This is a genomic window from Kocuria oxytropis, from assembly GCF_040981195.1.
Classification (GTDB): domain Bacteria; phylum Actinomycetota; class Actinomycetes; order Actinomycetales; family Micrococcaceae; genus Kocuria; species Kocuria oxytropis.
The window spans coordinates 273,366-290,996 of sequence record NZ_JAVFXA010000002.1; the positions used below are offsets into that span (position 1 = coordinate 273,366).

Annotated in this window: 18 protein-coding genes and 3 tRNA genes; 14 read left to right on the forward strand and 7 right to left on the reverse strand. The window is 74.0% G+C overall.

Annotated features, from left to right (window positions below):
- Window positions 1-59: 59 nt before the first annotated feature.
- The 8 genes from QYM41_RS03675 to QYM41_RS03710 all read left to right on the forward strand — a co-directional run bounded on the left by QYM41_RS03675 (window position 60) and on the right by QYM41_RS03710 (window position 5,966).
- Entirely contained in the window at window positions 60-1,133 is a 1,074-nt protein-coding gene (locus QYM41_RS03675) for a 3-isopropylmalate dehydrogenase (protein ID WP_368798377.1), read from the forward strand.
- 98 nt (window positions 1,134-1,231) lie between these two features.
- Complete coding sequence (locus QYM41_RS03680) at window positions 1,232-2,341, forward strand: branched-chain amino acid aminotransferase (protein WP_368798378.1); 1,110 nt, start codon at window positions 1,232-1,234, stop codon at window positions 2,339-2,341.
- Between the two features lie 69 nt (window positions 2,342-2,410).
- The gene (locus tag QYM41_RS03685) at window positions 2,411-3,184 is read left to right on the forward strand and encodes a fumarylacetoacetate hydrolase family protein (RefSeq protein ID WP_368798379.1); all 774 of its coding nucleotides are present in this window, start codon (window positions 2,411-2,413) and stop codon (window positions 3,182-3,184) included.
- A 147-nt stretch (window positions 3,185-3,331) separates the two neighbouring features.
- Window positions 3,332-4,846, forward strand: coding sequence for a glutamate--tRNA ligase (gene gltX, locus QYM41_RS03690; protein WP_368798380.1), 1,515 nt, complete (start codon window positions 3,332-3,334; stop codon window positions 4,844-4,846).
- A 67-nt stretch (window positions 4,847-4,913) separates the two neighbouring features.
- A complete protein-coding gene (locus QYM41_RS03695) occupies window positions 4,914-5,492 on the forward strand; it encodes a cupin domain-containing protein (RefSeq protein WP_368798381.1) in 579 nt (192 codons plus the stop codon).
- Window positions 5,493-5,580: 88 nt separating this feature from the next.
- A tRNA-Gln gene (locus QYM41_RS03700) sits at window positions 5,581-5,652 on the forward strand.
- A gap of 22 nt (window positions 5,653-5,674) precedes the next feature.
- A tRNA-Glu gene (locus tag QYM41_RS03705) sits at window positions 5,675-5,750 on the forward strand.
- 140 nt (window positions 5,751-5,890) lie between these two features.
- Window positions 5,891-5,966, forward strand: a tRNA-Glu gene (locus QYM41_RS03710).
- 92 nt (window positions 5,967-6,058) lie between these two features.
- Here QYM41_RS03710 and QYM41_RS03715 read toward each other — a convergent pair.
- Complete coding sequence (locus QYM41_RS03715; RefSeq protein ID WP_368798382.1) at window positions 6,059-7,474, reverse strand: alkaline phosphatase PhoX; 1,416 nt, start codon at window positions 7,472-7,474, stop codon at window positions 6,059-6,061.
- Between the two features lie 52 nt (window positions 7,475-7,526).
- Between QYM41_RS03715 and QYM41_RS03720 the strand changes: the two genes are divergently transcribed.
- Window positions 7,527-7,727, forward strand: coding sequence for a hypothetical protein (locus tag QYM41_RS03720; protein WP_368798383.1), 201 nt, complete (start codon window positions 7,527-7,529; stop codon window positions 7,725-7,727).
- Window positions 7,728-7,855: 128 nt separating this feature from the next.
- Here QYM41_RS03720 and QYM41_RS03725 read toward each other — a convergent pair whose 3' ends face one another.
- The 4 genes from QYM41_RS03725 to QYM41_RS03740 all read right to left on the reverse strand — a co-directional run bounded on the left by QYM41_RS03725 (window position 7,856) and on the right by QYM41_RS03740 (window position 11,425).
- Complete coding sequence (locus QYM41_RS03725; RefSeq protein WP_368798384.1) at window positions 7,856-8,287, reverse strand: OsmC family peroxiredoxin; 432 nt, start codon at window positions 8,285-8,287, stop codon at window positions 7,856-7,858.
- 172 nt (window positions 8,288-8,459) lie between these two features.
- On the reverse strand, window positions 8,460-9,716 hold the full coding sequence (locus QYM41_RS03730; protein WP_368798385.1) for a heparan-alpha-glucosaminide N-acetyltransferase domain-containing protein: 1,257 nt from the start codon (window positions 9,714-9,716) through the stop codon (window positions 8,460-8,462).
- Between the two features lie 121 nt (window positions 9,717-9,837).
- Window positions 9,838-10,230, reverse strand: coding sequence for a hypothetical protein (locus QYM41_RS03735; protein WP_368798386.1), 393 nt, complete (start codon window positions 10,228-10,230; stop codon window positions 9,838-9,840).
- A gap of 151 nt (window positions 10,231-10,381) precedes the next feature.
- Complete coding sequence (locus tag QYM41_RS03740) at window positions 10,382-11,425, reverse strand: TerC family protein (RefSeq protein WP_368798442.1); 1,044 nt, start codon at window positions 11,423-11,425, stop codon at window positions 10,382-10,384.
- 293 nt (window positions 11,426-11,718) lie between these two features.
- On the opposite strand from QYM41_RS03740, the gene QYM41_RS03745 reads away from it, so the two are divergent.
- The 5 genes from QYM41_RS03745 (at window position 11,719) to QYM41_RS03765 (ending at window position 15,126) form a co-directional block, all read left to right on the forward strand.
- A complete protein-coding gene (locus QYM41_RS03745) occupies window positions 11,719-12,861 on the forward strand; it encodes a carboxylate-amine ligase (RefSeq protein ID WP_368798387.1) in 1,143 nt (380 codons plus the stop codon).
- Window positions 12,858-13,649 (forward strand): alpha/beta fold hydrolase, encoded by a 792-nt coding sequence (locus QYM41_RS03750; RefSeq protein ID WP_368798388.1) that lies wholly within the window; start codon window positions 12,858-12,860, stop codon window positions 13,647-13,649. The genes QYM41_RS03745 and QYM41_RS03750 overlap by 4 nt, the downstream gene beginning before the upstream one ends.
- The gene (locus tag QYM41_RS03755; protein WP_368798389.1) at window positions 13,646-14,350 is read left to right on the forward strand and encodes an esterase/lipase family protein; all 705 of its coding nucleotides are present in this window, start codon (window positions 13,646-13,648) and stop codon (window positions 14,348-14,350) included. The genes QYM41_RS03750 and QYM41_RS03755 overlap by 4 nt, the downstream gene beginning before the upstream one ends.
- A 169-nt stretch (window positions 14,351-14,519) precedes the next feature.
- Window positions 14,520-14,795, forward strand: coding sequence for an SHOCT domain-containing protein (locus QYM41_RS03760; protein WP_368798390.1), 276 nt, complete (start codon window positions 14,520-14,522; stop codon window positions 14,793-14,795).
- Between the two features lie 136 nt (window positions 14,796-14,931).
- Window positions 14,932-15,126 (forward strand): DUF2795 domain-containing protein, encoded by a 195-nt coding sequence (locus QYM41_RS03765; protein WP_368798391.1) that lies wholly within the window; start codon window positions 14,932-14,934, stop codon window positions 15,124-15,126.
- 112 nt (window positions 15,127-15,238) lie between these two features.
- On the opposite strand, the gene gnd is transcribed toward QYM41_RS03765, so the two are convergent.
- On the reverse strand, window positions 15,239-16,177 hold the full coding sequence (gene gnd / locus QYM41_RS03770; RefSeq protein ID WP_368798392.1) for a phosphogluconate dehydrogenase (NAD(+)-dependent, decarboxylating): 939 nt from the start codon (window positions 16,175-16,177) through the stop codon (window positions 15,239-15,241).
- A gap of 40 nt (window positions 16,178-16,217) precedes the next feature.
- The gene (locus QYM41_RS03775; protein WP_368798393.1) at window positions 16,218-17,609 is read right to left on the reverse strand and encodes a glucose-6-phosphate dehydrogenase; all 1,392 of its coding nucleotides are present in this window, start codon (window positions 17,607-17,609) and stop codon (window positions 16,218-16,220) included.
- Window positions 17,610-17,631: the final 22 nt, after the last annotated feature.

Below are 17,631 nucleotides of genomic sequence, written 5' to 3' on the forward strand. Positions count from 1 at the left end.
ATGTGAGACGTCCGTCCACTCCGTGGTCGACACCGTCCTCGTGCCCCTATCCTGGCGCCATGAGCCAGCCGACGCCCGCCGCCCCCGCCCACCTGAAGATCGCCCTCGTCCCCGGGGACGGCATCGGCCCGGAGGTCGTGGCCGAGGCCGAGAAGGTCCTCGACGCCGTGACCGCCGAGGCCGGGCTCACGGTCGAGAAGCGGGAGTTCGGCCTCGGCGCCCAGCACTGGCTGGCGACGGGGGAGACCCTCACGGACCGCACGCTGACCGAGCTGCGCGCCTACGACGCGATCCTGTTCGGCGCCGTCGGCGCCGCCCCGGGCGACCGGCGGGTCCCCTCCGGGATCATCGAGCGGGACGTGCTGCTGCGGATGCGCTTCAGCCTCGACCACTTCGTCAACCTCCGCCCGTCCCGGCTCTTCCCCGGCACCACCAGCCCGCTCGCCGACCCGGGGGACATCGACTTCGTGGTGGTGCGCGAGGGCACGGAGGGCCCCTACGCCGGCAACGGCGGCGTGCTGCGCGGCGGCACCGACGCCGAGATCGCCACGGAGGTCTCGCTCAACACCGCCTACGGCGTGCGGCGCCTCGTGCGCTACGCGTTCGAGCTCGCCGCCTCGCGGGAGCGCCAGCGGCTCACCCTGGTGCACAAGCACAACGTGCTCGTCCACGCCGGACGGCTCTACGCCCGCCTCGTCGAGGAGATCGGCGCCGAGTTCCCCGGTGTCGAGGTCGACTACCTGCACGTGGACGCGGCGACGATCTTCCTCACGACCGACCCGGCCCGCTTCGACGTCATCGTCACCGACAACCTGTTCGGGGACATCCTCACCGACCTCGCGGGGGCGGTGACCGGCGGCATCGGCCTGTCCCCGGCCGGCAACATCAACGCGGACCGCACCGCGCCGTCGATGTTCGAGCCCGTCCACGGCTCCGCGCCGGACATCGCGGGCCGGCAGCTGGCGAACCCCGTGGCGGCGATCCTCGCCACCGCCATGATGCTGCAGCACCTCGGCCACCCCGGGCCCGCGGCCCGGATCGAGGCCGCCGTGCAGCAGGACCTCGCCCGGCACGGCACCGAGACCCGCTCCACCGCCCAGGTGGGCGACGGCGTGCTCGCCGCCCTGGCCTGAGCCGATCCGCCCGTGCTCCGGGGATAGGCTGGGGCACGGAACCACCAGCTGAGCCCCGCGTGCCGGTCGCCACGGGGTCGACCTCGCAGGGAGACGCAGTGACCACACAGCCCACCACCTTCGCCCACCACCTCAACCAGGACCCGGTCCCGGACGAGGTGCGGGCCGCCATCCTCGCCGACCCGGGCTTCGGCACGAACTTCACGGACCACATGGTGAAGATCGACTGGTTCGGGGACGTCGAGAAGGGCACGGGGCGCTGGAGCGATCCCCGCATCGAGCCGTACGGGCCGCTGGTGCTGGACCCCGCCGCGGCCGTGCTGCACTACGGCCAGGAGATCTTCGAGGGGCTCAAGGCCTACCGGCACGCCGACGGCTCGGTGTGGACGTTCCGCGCCGAGGCCAACGCGGCGCGGCTCAACCGGTCGGCCCGCCGGCTGGCGCTGCCGGAGCTGCCGGAGCAGATGTTCCTGGACTCGCTGCGGGAGCTCGTCTCGGTGGACGAGCAGTGGGTGCCGGACGGGGACGGCGAGTCCCTGTACCTGCGCCCGTTCATGATCGCCACCGAGGCGTTCCTGGGCGTGCGCCCGTCCCGTCAGGTGCTGTACTCGGTGATCGCCTCCCCGGCCGGCAACTACTTCGGCGGCCCGGTCAAGCCCGTGGACATCTGGCTCTCGCGCGACTGGGCCCGGGCCGGGCGCGGCGGCACGGGCGCGGCCAAGTGCGGCGGCAACTACGCGGCCTCCCTCATCGCCCAGATGGAGGGCGACGCCCACGGCTGCCAGCAGGTCATGTTCCTGGACCGGGACCGCGGGGACGCCGTGGAGGAGCTCGGCGGCATGAACGTGTTCTTCGTCTACGGCGACGGCCGGCTGGTGACCCCCGAGCTCACCGGCACCATCCTGGAGGGCGTCACCCGCCGGTCCATCATCCAGCTCGCGAAGGACCGGGGGATGAGCGTGGAGGAGCGCCGCTTCACCCTCGACGAGTGGCGCGAGGGCTGGCAGGCCGGGACCATCACGGAGGCGTTCGCCTGCGGGACCGCCGCCGTCATCACGCCCATCGGCCGCCTCGTCTCCGCCGAGGAGACCATCGGCGACGAGGGGGCCCGGCCCGGCGAGGTCACCATGGACATCCGCAAGCAGCTCCTGGAGATCCAGACGGGCCGCGCGGAGGACCCGCACGGCTGGCTGACCCGGCTGGTCTGAGCCCCGCGCGGCCCCGGGGCGCCCCCGGGGCCGCGCGCCCGCCCGCGGGCCGTGGGATAGCCTGGACCCATGCGAATTGCCAGGTTCACGGTCGACCACGAGATCCACTTCGGCGCGGTGCAGGGCGCCGCCGGCGAGGAGACGGTCACCGTCCTCGCGGGCGACCCCTTCTACACCGGGATCAATCCCACCCAGCAGCGCCACGACATCGCCGACGTCCGCCTCCTGGCCCCCGTCATCCCGCGCTCCAAGATCGTGTGCGTCGGCCGCAACTACGCCGACCACGCCGCGGAGCTGGGCAACGAGCTGCCCGCCTCCCCGATGCTGTTCTTCAAGCCCAACACCTCCGTCGCCGGCCCCGGCGACCCCGTGACCCTGCCCCCGTGGACCGAGCAGGTCTCCTACGAGGGCGAGCTCGCCGTCGTCATCGGCCGGATGTGCAAGGACGTCCCGGTGGAGCGCGTGCCCGAGGTGGTCTTCGGCTACACCGCCGCCAACGACCTCACCGGCCGGGACGTGCAGCGGACCGACGGCCAGTGGGCGCGGGCCAAGGGCTTCGACGGCGCCTGCCCCCTCGGGCCCTGGATCGAGACGGACCTCGACACCTCGGCCCTCGCCGTGCGCAGCCGCGTCAACGGGCAGACCAAGCAGGACGGCAACACCCGGGACATGGTCTTCGACGTCCCCTTCCTCGTCTCCTACGTCTCCCAGGCCTTCACGCTCCTGCCCGGCGACGTCATCCTCACCGGGACGCCCGCCGGCGTCGGCATCGTCGACGAGGGCGACCGGATCGAGGTGGAGGTCGAGGGCATCGGCGTGCTCCCGACCGTCCTGCGCCGCTGAGCCCCGCACGTCCGCCCGACCCGTCCACTCCGCACGTCCGCGCCACCGGCCGGCGCCACCGGCCCTCGCCGCCGCACGGCACGAGCCCGGGGCGCCTCGCCCCACCGCGCGACCCCGTCCAGTCCCCGACCGATCCACGAGAGAGCCATGACCGACACGTCCGCCACCCCGGCCACCACCTCCGCCACGTCCTCGTCCGTGCGCGTGCGCTTCTGCCCGTCCCCGACGGGCACACCGCACGTGGGGCTGATCCGCACCGCGCTGTTCAACTGGGCCCACGCCCGGCACACCGGCGGCACCATGGTCTTCCGCGTTGAGGACACCGACACGCTGCGGGACTCGGAGGAGAGCTACCAGCAGCTGCTGGAGGCGCTCGCCTGGCTGGGGATCGACTGGGACGAGGGCGTCGAGACGGGCGGCCCGCACGCCCCGTACCGGCAGTCGCAGCGCCTGGACCTCTACCGGCAGGTGGCGGACCGGCTCCGGGAGCACGGTGCCGTCTACGAGGCCTACTCCACCCCGGAGGAGGTCGAGGCCCGCCACCGGGCGGCCGGCCGCGATCCCAAGCTCGGCTACGACAACTTCGACCGCGACCTCACCGAGGAGCAGATCGCGGCGTACCGGGCCGAGGGCCGGGAGCCCGTGCTGCGGCTGCGGATGCCGGACGAGGACATCGTGGTCCAGGACATGATCCGCGGCGAGATCGTCTTCCGGGCCGGCTCCATCCCGGACTACGTGGTGGTGCGCGCCAACGGACAGCCGCTGTACACCCTCACGAACCCCGTGGACGACGCCCTCATGGAGATCACCCACGTGCTGCGCGGCGAGGACCTGCTCTCCTCGACTCCGCGCCAGATCGCGCTGTTCCGCGTCCTGGTCGAGATCGGCCTCGCGAAGTACGTGCCCGAGTACGGCCACCTGCCCTACGTCATGGGCGAGGGCAACAAGAAGCTGTCCAAGCGCGACCCCGAGTCCAGCCTCTTCCACCTCAAGGACAGCGGGTTCGTCCCCGAGGGCCTGCTCAACTACCTGGCCCTGCTCGGCTGGTCCCTGTCCGCCGACGAGGACGTCTTCACCGTGGAGCAGCTCGTGGAGCACTTCGACGTCCACGACGTCCTGGCCAACCCGGCGCGGTTCGACCTCAAGAAGGCCACCGCGATCAACGGCACCCACGTCCGCCGGCTCGCCCCCGAGGACTTCCGCGACCGGCTCGTGCCGTACCTGCAGGCCGCCGGGGTGCTGGGGGAGAGCCCGGACGAGCGCGAGCGGGAGATCCTGGACCGGGCGGCGCCGCTGGTCCAGGAGCGGATGAACCTGCTCGGCGAGGCCCCCGAGCTGCTGTCCTTCCTCTTCGCCGCCGACGACGAGATCGAGGTCGCCGACGACGCCCGCAAGCAGCTCAAGGACTCCGCCGGCGAGGTCCTGCGGGCGGCGCTCGCCGCACTGGAGCCGCTCGAGGACTGGAGCTCAGCGGCCCTCGAGACGGCGCTGCGCGAGGCGATCGTCGACGGCCTGGGCATCAAGCCCCGGCTGGCGTTCGGCCCGGTGCGCACGGCCGTCTCCGGACGCCGGATCTCCCCGCCGCTGTTCGAGTCCCTCGAGATCCTGGGCAAGGAGTCCTCCCTGACGCGCCTGCGCGCCCTCGCCGCCCAGCTCGGCTGAGCACCCGTCCCGTCATCCGCCCGCACCGGGTGCTCCCGGCGTAGCCTGGTGGCAGGAGGCGATTACCATGGAGCTGGCCGGCGGGCGGATCGACGCGATGCGGGCAGGCCGTCCGCAGCACCACAATCCCGTGCAGCGGGACACCGTGACATGGCTGCGGACCGGTGCCGAGACGGGCGGCGAGCTCGACCTGCTGCACGTCGAGGTCGAGCCCGGGGGCGAGGTGCTCGCCCACTACCACCGGCGGTCCGCGATGCGCCTGCATGTGCTCGAGGGCACGCTGCGGGTGCAGGTCGGTCACGTCGTGCGGGACCTGGGCGCCGGGGGACAGGTCGAGGTGCCCGAGGAGCACCTCTTCCGCTGGAAGAACCCGTCCGGGGCCCCGGCCCGGTTCGTGGTGGAGGTGCGCCCCGCCCACGAGGGCTTCGAGAAGGGCCTGGTGGCGCTGTACGGGCTGGCCCGTGATGGGCGGGTCCGCCGGGACGGCCGGCCGCGCAGCCCGCTGCGCACGGCCCTGCTCGTCGAGTGGACCGACATCAACCTGCCGGGGATCCACCGCTGGCTCGGACCGGTGCGCCGGGTGCTGGCGGGGATCGCCCGCCGCCGGGGGATCGACCGTGAGCTGGAGCAGCGCTACTGCGCCTGAGCACGATTTGCCGCCCCGCCGGAAGGCCGGTATAGTTTTCTTGCGTTGCGCCGGTCGCCGCGGGAAACCGCCGGACCGGGGACGACAGTGGGATATGGTGTAATTGGCAACACTACGGTTTCTGGTACCGTCATTCTAGGTTCGAGTCCTGGTATCCCAGCGCTGCTCCATCGGAACAGTACGGCCCCATCGTATAGCGGCCTAGTACGCCGCCCTCTCACGGCGGTAACGCGGGTTCGAATCCCGCTGGGGTCACCACCGCGAAGAACCCCCGGACCACACGGTCCGGGGGTTCTTCGCTGCCCGGGCACCGGCTCCCGGTCGGTGTCCGGAACGGGGCCCGGGACCTGCTAGAGTGTACGAGGCCGGTCGCGGGAAGCCGCGGACCGGACCGGTGCGGCCCCATCGTATAGCGGCCTAGTACGCCGCCCTCTCACGGCGGTAACGCGGGTTCGAATCCCGCTGGGGTCACCACGAGCGACGTCCCCCGGACCACACGGTCCGGGGGACGTCGTCGTTTCCCCGGGCCCGCGCGCCCGCGGTGCGGGGGCGCGGGACAGGCCGGCTCAGCCAGGGAGCTCGTGCTCCGGAGGCGTCCACGGTCCCGTGATCGCCAGGGTGAGGCCTGCCTGCTGGAGGTTGACGAACAGGTGGACACCATCCTGCGAGAACACGGGGCCGCAGAACTCCGAGTCGTCGAGGTCGTTGCGCGCCAGCGCGTAGGCACGCCCCCGAGCGGTCATCCCCACCAGGTGGCTGGTCCCGTCCGCGTCCTCGGCCAGCACGAGACCGCCCTGCGGGGAGATCGTGATGTTGTCCGGGCGCTCGAAGCGCATCTCCAGGTCCGGGTCCTCCCGCACCCCGAAGAGCACGGTCAGGGTCACCGTCCCGGCGCCCGGGTCGTGGAACCACACCTGGCCGTGGTGCACGGGGCCTGCATCGTCCTCCCCTCGGTCGTCCGCGTAGCTCGAGACGAAGTAGACACCCTCGTCGTTCCACCACTGTCCCTCGAGCTTGTGCGCCCGGGTGATGGTGTCGTCGTCGAACTGCCGGCGCACCGACTCGTCCCGGCCGCCGCGGTCGGGCACGTCGATCCACTCGACGTCATAGCGGGTGCCCACAGCGGTCGCCTCCGCCAGGTCCCGGACCACCCGCCCGTCCGCGAGGCAGCGCATGGCCTGGAGCCGGCCGGCGACGTCGCCGCCCACCGACTCCGCGAGCTCGCGCAGCGCGTGGCGTCCCGCGACGAAGCCCGGGGGAGGGGTCCAGCGGTAGTACAGTCCGCTGGGGTCCGCGGCGTCCTCCGTCAGGTAGATCCGGGTGGTGGCGGGGTCGACGGCCACGGCCTCGTGCGAGTAGCGGCCCAGGAACGTCAGGGGGACCGGGGACCTGCCGAGGTTGGCGTCGCGGCTCCGCGGATCCACCTCGAAGACGTAGCCGTGGTCCTTCGTGAACCCGTCCTGCCCGGCGCGGGCGCTCGTCTCCTCGCAGCTCAGCCACGTGCCCCACGGGGTGACTCCGCCGGCGCAGTTGTTCACGGTCCCGGCCAGCGACGTGTACTGGGACACGCGGCGTCCGTCGGCATCGACGACCAGGGTGGAGGTCCCGCCGATCGCCCCCGGATCGTAGGTGAGCCCCGCCATCGCGGACACCGGGTGGGTCTCCTCCCCGCTGTTCTCGTGGTTGCAGATCAGGACGGTTCCGCCGTCCGCGCCGGGGAACGCCCCCATGCCGTCGGGGTCTGACGGATGGGTGCCGTCGGACGTCGGGGTCTCGCCCGAGCGGGCCAGGACCGTGTAGCCGAAGCCGTCCGGCAGCGCCAGGACCCCGTCGGGGTCCGCGACCAGCCGTCCGTAGCCGACCGCGGCCCGCGTCGTGGGGTGCTCGGGGCGGCCGCACGACGTCAGCCCCCCGAGGCCGGCGACCGTCAGGCCAAGGGCGCCGGCGCCGAGGAAGCCGCGGCGGGAGAACGGACGTGGCACGGGACGCCTCCTCGGCCGGGAGCGGGCGGGCAGGGGCGGGACGCCCCGATCGGTGCTCGTCAGCATAGCGACGGCGGTGGGGGCCGGCATCCCCGGGACGCCGGGTGACGGGCAGGCCGACGAGCTGCCGGACGGGCCCGGCCCGGCGCAGCGGTGGGGGCGCCGCGTCATCCACTGCCCCTCCTGCCACGGCATCGCGTGCGTGGCGGACGAGGCGACGGGCGTGGAGGTCGCCGCGCACCCTCACCCGTGAGCGGTCCGCCCGCCCCGGAGGGGCGGAGGGCACCGCGGGCACCGGGCGGAGGGCACCCCAGGGCTCAGCGGGCACCGGGCGGGGGTGCGTCCGCCGGCCCGGGCAGCGCCCGGGCCGGCGGGCCCGGATCAGGCCAGCGAGGCGTCCAGGGTGATGTCGACGGCCAGGGCCTGCGAGACCGGGCACCCGGCCTTCGCCTCCTCGGCGATGCGCGCGAAGTCCTCCTGGGAGAGGTTCTCCACCTGCGCCTCGACGATCAGCTTGACGCCCTTGATGCCCTCGCCGGCCACGAAGGTGACCTCGGCGGTGGAGTCGAGGCGGGTCGGCGGGGTGTCGTTCTGCGCGAGCATGTTCGAGAACGCCATGGCGAAGCAGGTGGCGTGCGCGGAGGCGAGCAGCTCCTCCGGGCTCGTGCTGGAACCGGCGCCCTTCTCCGCGCGGGTGTCCCAGTCCACGTCGAACGGGCCCAGGCCCGAGCCGCCCAGGCGGGTGGTGCCCGAGCCGTTGAAGAGATCGCCGGTCCAGACGGTGCTGGCCTTGCTGACGACGGGTTTCGGCATGGTTCCTCCTCAGGTCCACGGCAGTCGGGTGCTCCGCTGCCGGCGCCGGACGGCGCTGCTGTCACGCTAGCGGATCCCGCGCGTCGTTCCACCGACCGGCGCCGTGGTGGGCTCCCCGGACACGTCCTGCCCGCAGCGCCGCCGCCTCCTGCCCTTGGCCCTGCGCGTGGACCTACTCGAGGGGTCGGCGCGGGGTGTCCGGGCCGCGGGGGGTCCCGCGGTCCGCGACGGCACGGGTGGTCGCGTGCGCGGCCGCGGAGACCGCCCGCTCCAGGGGGCCACGCCCGAGCGCGTGCCGCCAGGCGAGCGCCACGAGGGCGGAGACGAGGAGGCAGGCGACGAACCAGAGCAGGGGACTGCTGTAGTGGACCTCGGTGGAGAGGAGGACCAGCTGGGCGGTGTAGAGGGTCAGGGTCATCGCACCCAGGGCCGTGAGGGGGAGCAGCCACGTGCCGAACTCGCGGCCCACGAGGAGCAGGGCGCCGAGCGCGGCCAGGGCCACCCCCAGGCTCCACGCCACCGAGAGGGGCGTGTTGGCGTGGGGGGCGGAGAGCACCTGCCACCACAGGGTGGACGTCGGCAGCGGTCCGTCCCCGCCGAAGACGATGATGTGGTCCAGGTCGGCCCGGGTCAGCGAGACGATGCTGTAGAGCAGCACGTTGTAGCCGTCCATGCCGTACAGCAGCACCCAGGAGACGAGCTTGGCGAGGGCGGCGAGGCCGAGCCCCACGGCGAGGAGGCGGGCCTGCAGGCGTAGGTTCTTGAGGTTGAGCCGGCCGAGGGCCAGCCCCGCCAGGAGGTAGGCCATGTAGGTCGCGGCCGGGTACGTCCCGGTGAGGGTGAGCTGCCAGAACAGCCCGGCCGGTTCGGTGACGAGCTCCGCAAAGGTGGGGTTGACCGCGCTGTGCTCGGGGACCAGGTCGCCCAGGGTATGGATCAGGAGGGGCCCGAGGAGCAGCGAGGCGCCCGAGCACAGGAACAGGGTCCGCGGCCGCAGACCCAGGAAGGGCAGCGCGAGCAGGAAGAAGAGCCCGTAGTGGACGAGGATGTTCACGGCCGGGGGGTCCTCCGGCATCAGGTAGTCCACCGTCAGGCCGATCGCCATGATCAGCAGCGCCCGCACCGCCAGTCCGGCACGGTCGGCCGTGAGGTCACGGCCCCTGCTGGGCCGGCGGCCCCCGGTGGAGAAGGCGAGGCTGACCCCGGCGAGCAGGGCGAACAGTGCCGCGGAGTCCCCGGCGAACAGCAGCCAGGACAGTGTCGGCCGGTCGTTGTCCGGATAGGACTGCGGGAGGAAGTGGACCGCCGTCAGCCCCACGAGAGCGAGTCCTCGTGCGGCGTCCACGGCGACCAGGCGCCCGGCCGATCGGCGGGGGTCGAGCCCGCCGGTGGCCTCCGCGGCCCGGTCTCTCGTGGGGTGGTCGTTCATGGGTCACGCCGTCCTGTTCCTCGTCCCGGTCCCACGACGGGCCGCGCCCCGGGATGTCGTGTGCACTGCCGACATCTTCGCACCCGCGCCGGTCGGCCGCGGCAACGTTGCGCCGGGAGGCTCAGGAGGCGGCGTGCAGGGCCATGCCGGGCGGGGTCACGGGGAGCCCGGCGCAGCGGCGCCGCAGCACCTTGGCCCGCATCCGGCGCCGGGCGTCCAAGGCGGCCACGGCCGGTTCGGCGGGCTCCGCCCCGGGCTCGAGGATCTCCACCGACCCGCTCAGGCCCGCGTCCTGCTCGACGGCTCCGCGGAGCAGGTCGACGGTGGCCGGCTCGAGCTCGTGCACGCAGGTCAGGTCGACGCTGACCCGCGCCGCCGGCAACGACGTCCGGGCCCGCCGGAGGACGGGGTGGAGCGCCTGCTGGTTCGCCCGGGTCAGGGCGCCGGTCACGCTGAGCCGGACGCACCGGCCGTCGGGGTCCACCTCCAGGAGGACGGAGATCTTGCGCTGCACGGAGTGGGCTCCTTCACGGTGCGGCGGACCGCGCCGCCGTCCGGTGGTCGGTGAGCCCGCGATGGTTCCAGCTGCCGTCAAACCATAAGCCACCTGTCGGTCGGCTCGCAAACATGCCGGGCCGGAAGCCCCGGGCCCGCTCCGGCCGCCGTCAGCGCCGGCCCTGCCGGCCCGGCTCCGCCGGAGGCGCCCCGGACGCCCGGAGGGGCTGCAGCGCCGCGAGCTCCGCAGCGCTCGCCGTCCGGAACGGCGGGGCCGGCGGGCACTCCGGCGGGCGCCGCCCCTGGCCGCGGGTGGCGTGCAGGCTCGTGGCGACCGACACGGCCAGGATGCCGGCGATCACCGCGAGGGACAGCCCCGTGGGGATGTCGGCCACGTCGACCTTGAGCGCCATCTTGACGCCGACCCACACCAGGACCAGGGCCAGACCGGCACGCAGGTGGACGAACCGGTGCATCAGGTCCGCCAGCAGGAAGTACATGGCCCGCAGGCCCAGCACGGCGAAGGCGTTGGCGGTGAAGACGATGAAGACGTCGTCGGTGACGGCGAAGACGGCCGGGATGGAGTCCACGGCGAAGACCACGTCGGTCGCCTCGATCAGCACCAGGACCGCCAGCAGCGGCGTGGCCTGCAGCGCCCCGCCGACCCGCACCACCAGGCGCTGGCCGTAGAAGACCTCCGTCATCGGCACGCACCGCCGGAAGACCTTCAGCACCGCCGACTGGTCGGGGTTCAGGCGGGTCTCGCGCCGGCGGAGCATCCGCCACCCCGTGAAGAGCAGGAAGGCGGCGAACAGGTAGAGCACGCCCTCGAAGGCGTGGATCAGCGCCGCACCCGCGGCGATGAAGCCGCCCCGGAGCACGAGCGCGCCGAAGACGCCCAGGAACAGCACCCGGTGCTGGTAGGCGGGGGGCACGGCGAAGTACGAGAGCACGACCGCCCAGACGAACACGTTGTCCACGGACAGGGACTTCTCGATCAGGTACCCCGCGTAGTACTGCTGACCCGCCTGCGCCCCGAGGACCACCCAGACGAGCACCCCGAAGCCCACCCCGCACGCCACCCACGCGGCGGTCCACAGTGCGGCCTCGCGCAGGCCGATCGCGTGCGGGCGCCGGTGGGCCAGCAGGTCGACCGCCAGCAGCACCACGATCCCGCCGATCACCGCGGCCCAGCCCCAGAACGGGACGCCCATCGCCACCAGCCACCCTCCGGTTGCGGACCGGAGGTCTCTCCCGGCCCGTGCCGGGCCCGCGCGCCGGATCCTGCGAGGACCGTGGTGACGACGCTGCGCGGGGGGATACTCCCCTCCTGGAGTCTCCAGCGAACTCCTCCGCGCCCCGCGCGTCAAGGGGCGACGCGGAGGCCCGCGGCCGGGCGTCGGCAGCGTGCCACGGTGCTACGCTCCGAAGTGAGCCGGCGATCCACCGGCGACGACGGCGGGACAACCGCAGGACCCGCCCGCACTGCTCCGAACCGTCCCGGTTGGTGGTGATCACCGTTTCCCCGCACCCCGTCGACACAGAGGCCGCCGCTCCCGCCCGCACCTTCGGCGTGGAGGAGGAGCTGCTCCTCGTGGACGCCGAGACCCTCGAGCCGGCGGCCGTGAGCCCCGGCGTGGTCAGCGCCCAGGACGAGCACCCGGCGCCGTCCGGACACCGGATCAGCACCGAGCTCCAGCAGGAGCAGATCGAGGTCGCGGGCCCGCCGGTGACCTCCCTCGCGGACCAGCTCGCGGTGATCCGCCGGGGCCGGGAGCTGCTGGACTCCGCCGCCCGCGCGGCCGGCGCCCGCGCCGTGGCCCTGGCCTCACCGGTCTTCCCCGCCCTGCCGCACCTCGTGCCCCGTCCCCGCTACGCCTGGCTCCGCGACCGCTTCGGCCTGGTCGCCGCCGAGCAGCTGACGTGCGGTCAGCACGTGCACGTGGGGATCTCCGACCCGGCCGAGGGCGTCGCCGTCCTGGACCGCATCCGCGGCTGGCTCCCGGTGCTCCTGGCGCTCAGCGCGAACTCGCCGTTCTGGTACGGCCGGGACACCGGCTACGACAGCTACCGGTACCAGACCTGGACCCGCTGGCCCACGGCCGGGCCCGACGAGCTCGTCGGCACGCCCCGGGAGTACGAGCGCCGGTGCGAGGCGCTGCTGCGCTCCGGGGTGGCCCTGGACCACGGCATGCTGTACTCCGACGTCCGGCTCTCCGCCCGGTACCCCACCGTGGAGATCCGGATCGCGGACGTGTGCCTCGAGGCCGGGCACGCCGCGGCGCTGGCGGCCCTGTCCCGCGCCCTGGTCGAGACCGCGGCGGCGCAGTGGCGCAGCGGTGCCCCGGCCCCGCGGACCGGCGTGGCGGAGCTGCGGGCCTGGTCGTGGCAGGCGAGCGTCGCCGGGGTCGGCGGCTCCCTGGTCAGCCCGGTCTCCGGCGCCCCGGCACCCGCCGCGGAGGTCGTGGCCGAGCTGCTCGAGCTCGTGCGTCCCGTGCTCGCGCGGTGGGGGGAGGTCGCGGCGGTGGAGACGGAGGTGGCGGGCCTGCTGCGGGACGGCTCCGGGGCCCGGCAGCAGCGGACCGCCTTCGCCGCACGGCAGGACCCGCACGACGTCGTGCGCGCGGCGCTGGCGGCGACCCACCGGTGACGGGCCGTCGGGACCCCCTGCTCGAGCGGCGCCGTCTCGACGTCGCGGGGGACACGGTGGTCGTGCGCGGGACCTTCCGCCCGGCGCTGCCCCCGGTGCTCCTCGTGCACGGCCTCGGGGTGTCGGGCGCCTATCTGCTGCGCCTGGCGGACTCGCTCGCGCCCGGGCACGACGTGTACGCCCTGGACCTGCCGGGCTTCGGGGCGGCGCCGCGGCCGGACCGGCCCCTGACGGTGCCGGAGCTCGGCCGGGTCGTGGCGGGCACGATCAGCGCCCTGGGACTGGAGGCCCCCGTCGTCGTCAGCCACTCCATGGGCTGCCAGATCGTGGTGGACACCGTCAAGGACCACCCCGGGCTGTGCAGCGGCTACGTGCTGATCGGGCCGACCGTGGACGCGGACGCCCGCACCCTGCTCCGCCAGGCCCGGCGCCTGCTCCGGGACACCCTGCGCGAACCCCCGGCGACCAACGCCCTCATCCTCCGCGACTACCTCCGCATGGGGCCGCTGCGCTATCTGCGCACTGCCCGGCACATGCTCCGGGACCGGATCGAGGACGGCATCCGGGAGTGCACCGTGCCCGGACTCGTCGTACGCGGTGGCCGCGATCCGATCGCCGGGCGGGACTGGGCCCGGCGGCTGGCCGGGGCGGCCCCGGACGCCCGGCTCCTGGAGATCCCCGGCGCCCCGCACAACGTCCAGCACACCGACCCGGCGGAGCTGGCCGCGGCCTGCGCCCCCTTCCTCGCGGCCTGCCGTGCCCGCCCGCGTCCCGGCGGCCCGGCGTGATCCCGCACCGGGGGCCCGAGACGGGCGCGAACCTCGTGGCCTGGGCCCGGGACTACGCCTACGCGGCCCGGCGGCAGGCCGCAGGACTGCTCGGCCGCCGGGATCCCGCCCGGTTCCGGGGTCCCGGGGAGCCCGGGAAGGTCCCGGTCGTGCTCATCCCCGGTGTCTACGAGTCGTGGACCTTCATGATCCCCGTGGCCCGGGTCCTTCGGGAGCACGGCCACGAGGTCCACGTGGTCGAGGACCTCGGGTTCAACACCGGGACCCTCGAGGAGATGGCGGCACTGGTCGACGAGCACGTCCGGCGTGAGGGGCTCGAGCGCTGCGTGCTCGTGGCGCACAGCAAGGGCGGGCTGATCGGCAAGCACCTCCTCGCCCGGCACCACGAGCGCACCGTGGTCCAGGGCCTCGTGGCCGTGAACACGCCGTTCTCCGGGTCGGCGCTCGCCCGGCTCCTGCCCCTCCCGACGATCCGGGTGTTCCTGCCGCACTCCCCGGAGCTGACCGCGCTGACCACCAGCCGGGAGGTCGACCGGTACATCGTCTCCGTCTACGGGCAGTTCGACCCCCACATCCCGGGCGGCAGCCGGCTCGAGGGGGCGCGCAACGTCCGGCTCCCCACGCGCGGCCACTTCCTGCCCCTGGGCGATCCCCGCGTGCACCGGGCGATCCTCGACGGGATCCGCGAGCTGACCCGCTGACCGGGCGGCCCGCCGGGGTGCCGGCCGCGGGCCCTGTCCCGGACCCGTCCCGGTGCCGCCGGGACCGCCGCGGCGTCGGAGGCGACTGCTACGCTTCCCGCACCGAGCGCCGCTGCGGCCCGCCGGCCGGGCAGCAGCGGCGGACGACGTCGGAGGGACGGGTGGGACCGTGGTCGTACTGGGACTGACGCCCTTCCAGGGCTGGGAGGTGATGTCCTGGACGCTGCTGCTCGCCGCCGGCGTCTGGGCGGTGGTGCGGGGCGTCCGGTGGCTCGTGCGCCGGTACGGGCAGAACACCTGCTGGGGGCGCAGGGCGCGCACGCGGCTCGGGCTGCGCCGGGCCCGCGACGGCCTGCTGGAGCGCCACGCGGCCGGCGAGCTCACCGAGGACGAGTACCGGGAGCGGCTGCGGCTGCTGGACCAGGAGGGCCGCCGCGGTCCGTGAGACCGGGGACCGTGTCGCCCCCGGACCGGCGGGAGAGCGGGCGGGGCTGACGAACGACAAGCAGGCTGACAGACTGGAACTCTCCGAGTCCTGCCGCACCGGCGGGACGTGTCCCGATGTCGAGAAGGAGCACCCCGTGTCCGACCAGCCCGACCCCATCGAGCTGCAGAAGCACCTCAGCGGCCTGGACTACCCCGTCGGCAAGGACGAGATCGTGCGGAAGGCCCAGGACTCCGGCGCCGACGACTCGATCCTGGAGGCGCTGCGGAACCTTCCCGACGGGCAGTACGAGAAGCCCACGCACGTCACCGAGGCCGTGTTCGGCCGGTAGCCCGCCCAGCCCGCCCCGCCGGTCCCGGCGCGGTGGTCCCTCGGCGCCCCCGGGCCCGGGGGACCGCCGTCCGTGCCGGCCCCGGCACGGACCCCTCCGGAGCGGGGCGCGGTCACTGCTCCCCGGGGTGCGCCGGTTCCTCGCCGGGGGCGGCCTCGACGTGCTCGGGACCCGCGGCCACGTCCCGCACCGTGTGGCCGCCGAACTGGTTGCGCATCGCGGCGATCATCCTCATCGCCGGCGACTCGTCCTGCCGGGAGGTGAAGCGGGCGAAGAGGGCGTTGGAGATGGCGGGCACCGGCACCGCGAGGTCCAGGGCGGCCTCGACCGTCCACCGGCCCTCGCCGGAGTCCTCGGCGTAGCCCGCGAGCCGGTCCAGGTGCTCGTCCTCGTTCAGCGCGTTCACCGCCAGGTCCAGCAGCCAGGACTTGATGACCGACCCCTCGCGCCAGGAGTTGAAGGTCTCGCGCACCGACCTGACGTGACCGGCGGCCTCGAGCAGCTCCCAGCCCTCGGCGTAGGCCTGCATGATCGCGTACTCGATGCCGTTGTGGACCATCTTCGCGAAGTGACCGGCACCGTGCTCACCGGCGTGGACGAAGCCGAACTCGCCGGCGGGCTTGAGCGAGTCGAAGATCGGCTGCGCCTTGGCGACCGTCGCATCGTCCCCGCCGACCATGAGGGCGTAGCCCTGGGTGATGCCCCAGACCCCGCCGGAGACTCCGCAGTCCAGGTACTCGATGCCCCGCTCGGCCAGCTTCCGCGCCCGGGGGGCGTCGTGGGTCCACCGGGAGTTCCCCCCGTCGATGATCACGTCTCCCTCGCCGAGCAGCCCGGCCAGTTCGTCGATCACCGGGTCCACCACCCGGTCCGGGACCATGACCCACACGACCTGCGGTTCGCGGTCGATCCGCTCCACCATCGCCTCGAGGCTCTCGGTGTCGGAGAGCTCCGGGTCGGTGTCGTAGCCGATGATGGTGTGCCCGGCCTCGCGCAGCCGCTCACGCATGTTGCCGCCCATCTTGCCCAGCCCTACGAGTCCCATCTGCATGGTGTGCTCCTTCCTCGGTGGTGCGTCGGTCCCGCGGGTCTCAGCCGGGCCCGTCCCGCCAGGAGGCGGGACCGGCCGAGCCGGCGGCGTACTCCTCCAGCGGCACCCGGCCGCTGCGCCACGCGGCCCGGATCTCGTCGATCACCCGCCAGGCGTGCTCGGCGCCCTCGGCCCGGACGGACAGGGTGGGGTCCCGCTCGAGGATGCCGTGCAGGACCTCCCCGTAGGGGTCGAGCCGGCCGCCGGCCAGCCGGGCCGTCAACGGGACGCGGTCGAGCACGAAGGGGTCGCCGGGGCCGTTGACGTTGATCTCCAGGACCATCCGGTCGGGTCCCAGGCACAGGCGCAGCACGGTCGGGCCGATCGTCCCGGCCAGGCCGGTGGGCACGGGGGGCACCCCGCGGAAGGTCACGACGACCTCCCGGCGCGCCCCGCTCAGCGCCTTGCCGGAGCGCAGCACGAAGGGCACGCCCGCCCACCGCCAGGTCCGCGACTCCAGCGTCACCTCGGCCAGGGTCTCGGTCCCGCGGTCGGGGTCGACCCCCTCCTCGTCCGCGTAGGACGGGAGGTGCCGGCCGTCCACGCTGCCGGCGGTGTACCGGGCGCGCCGGCCGGCAGCGACGGGATCGCCCGCCCAGGGGCGCACCGCGCGCAGCGCCTCGGCCTTGACGGCCCGCAGGTCCGCGGCGTCCATCGAGACGGGAGCCTCCATGGTGACCAGCGCCATGACCTGCAGCAGGTGGGACTGGATCATGTCCACCAGTGCCCCGGCCCGGTCGTAGTAGCCGGCCCGGCCCTCCAGGCCGAGACGCTCGTCGTAGACGATCTCCACGGACTCGATGTGCTCCCGGTTCCAGAGCGGCTCGAACACGTGGTTGGTGAAGCGCAGGCCCAGCATGTTGAGCACGGTGGACTTCCCCAGGAAGTGGTCCACCCGGAAGACCTGGTCCTCCGGGACGAGCGCGGTGATCCTCCGGTTCAGGGCGGCGGCGCTGTCCCGGTCCCCGCCGAAGGGCTTTTCCAGCGCGAGCACGGTGCCCTCCGGCAGTGTCACCCGGTGCAGGGCCTCCACCGCCCGGGCGGTCACGGCCGGGGGCAGGGCGAAGTACAGCGCCGGGATCCCGTCCGCCGCGTCCAGGAGCTGCTGCAGGTCCTCTGCCGACGTCGCGTCGGTGACCCGGTACGCGGTGCGGGCGAGGACGTGGTCCACCGCCGGGCCCGCGGCCCCGGCCGTGTCGAAGGCCGCCCGCACCGTGCGCGTCCAGGCCTCGCCGTCCTCGGCGGGCAGGTCCGCCCCGACGAGCGTGAAGCGGCGCTCCGGCTGCTCGGTGAGCAGCCGGCCCAGGCCCGGGAGCAGCAACCGGGACGTGAGGTCCCCGGTGGCCCCGAGCACGATGAGCGTTCCGATGTTCTCCCGCGCAGAACCGTCCATGACCGGCACGCTACGCCGTTGA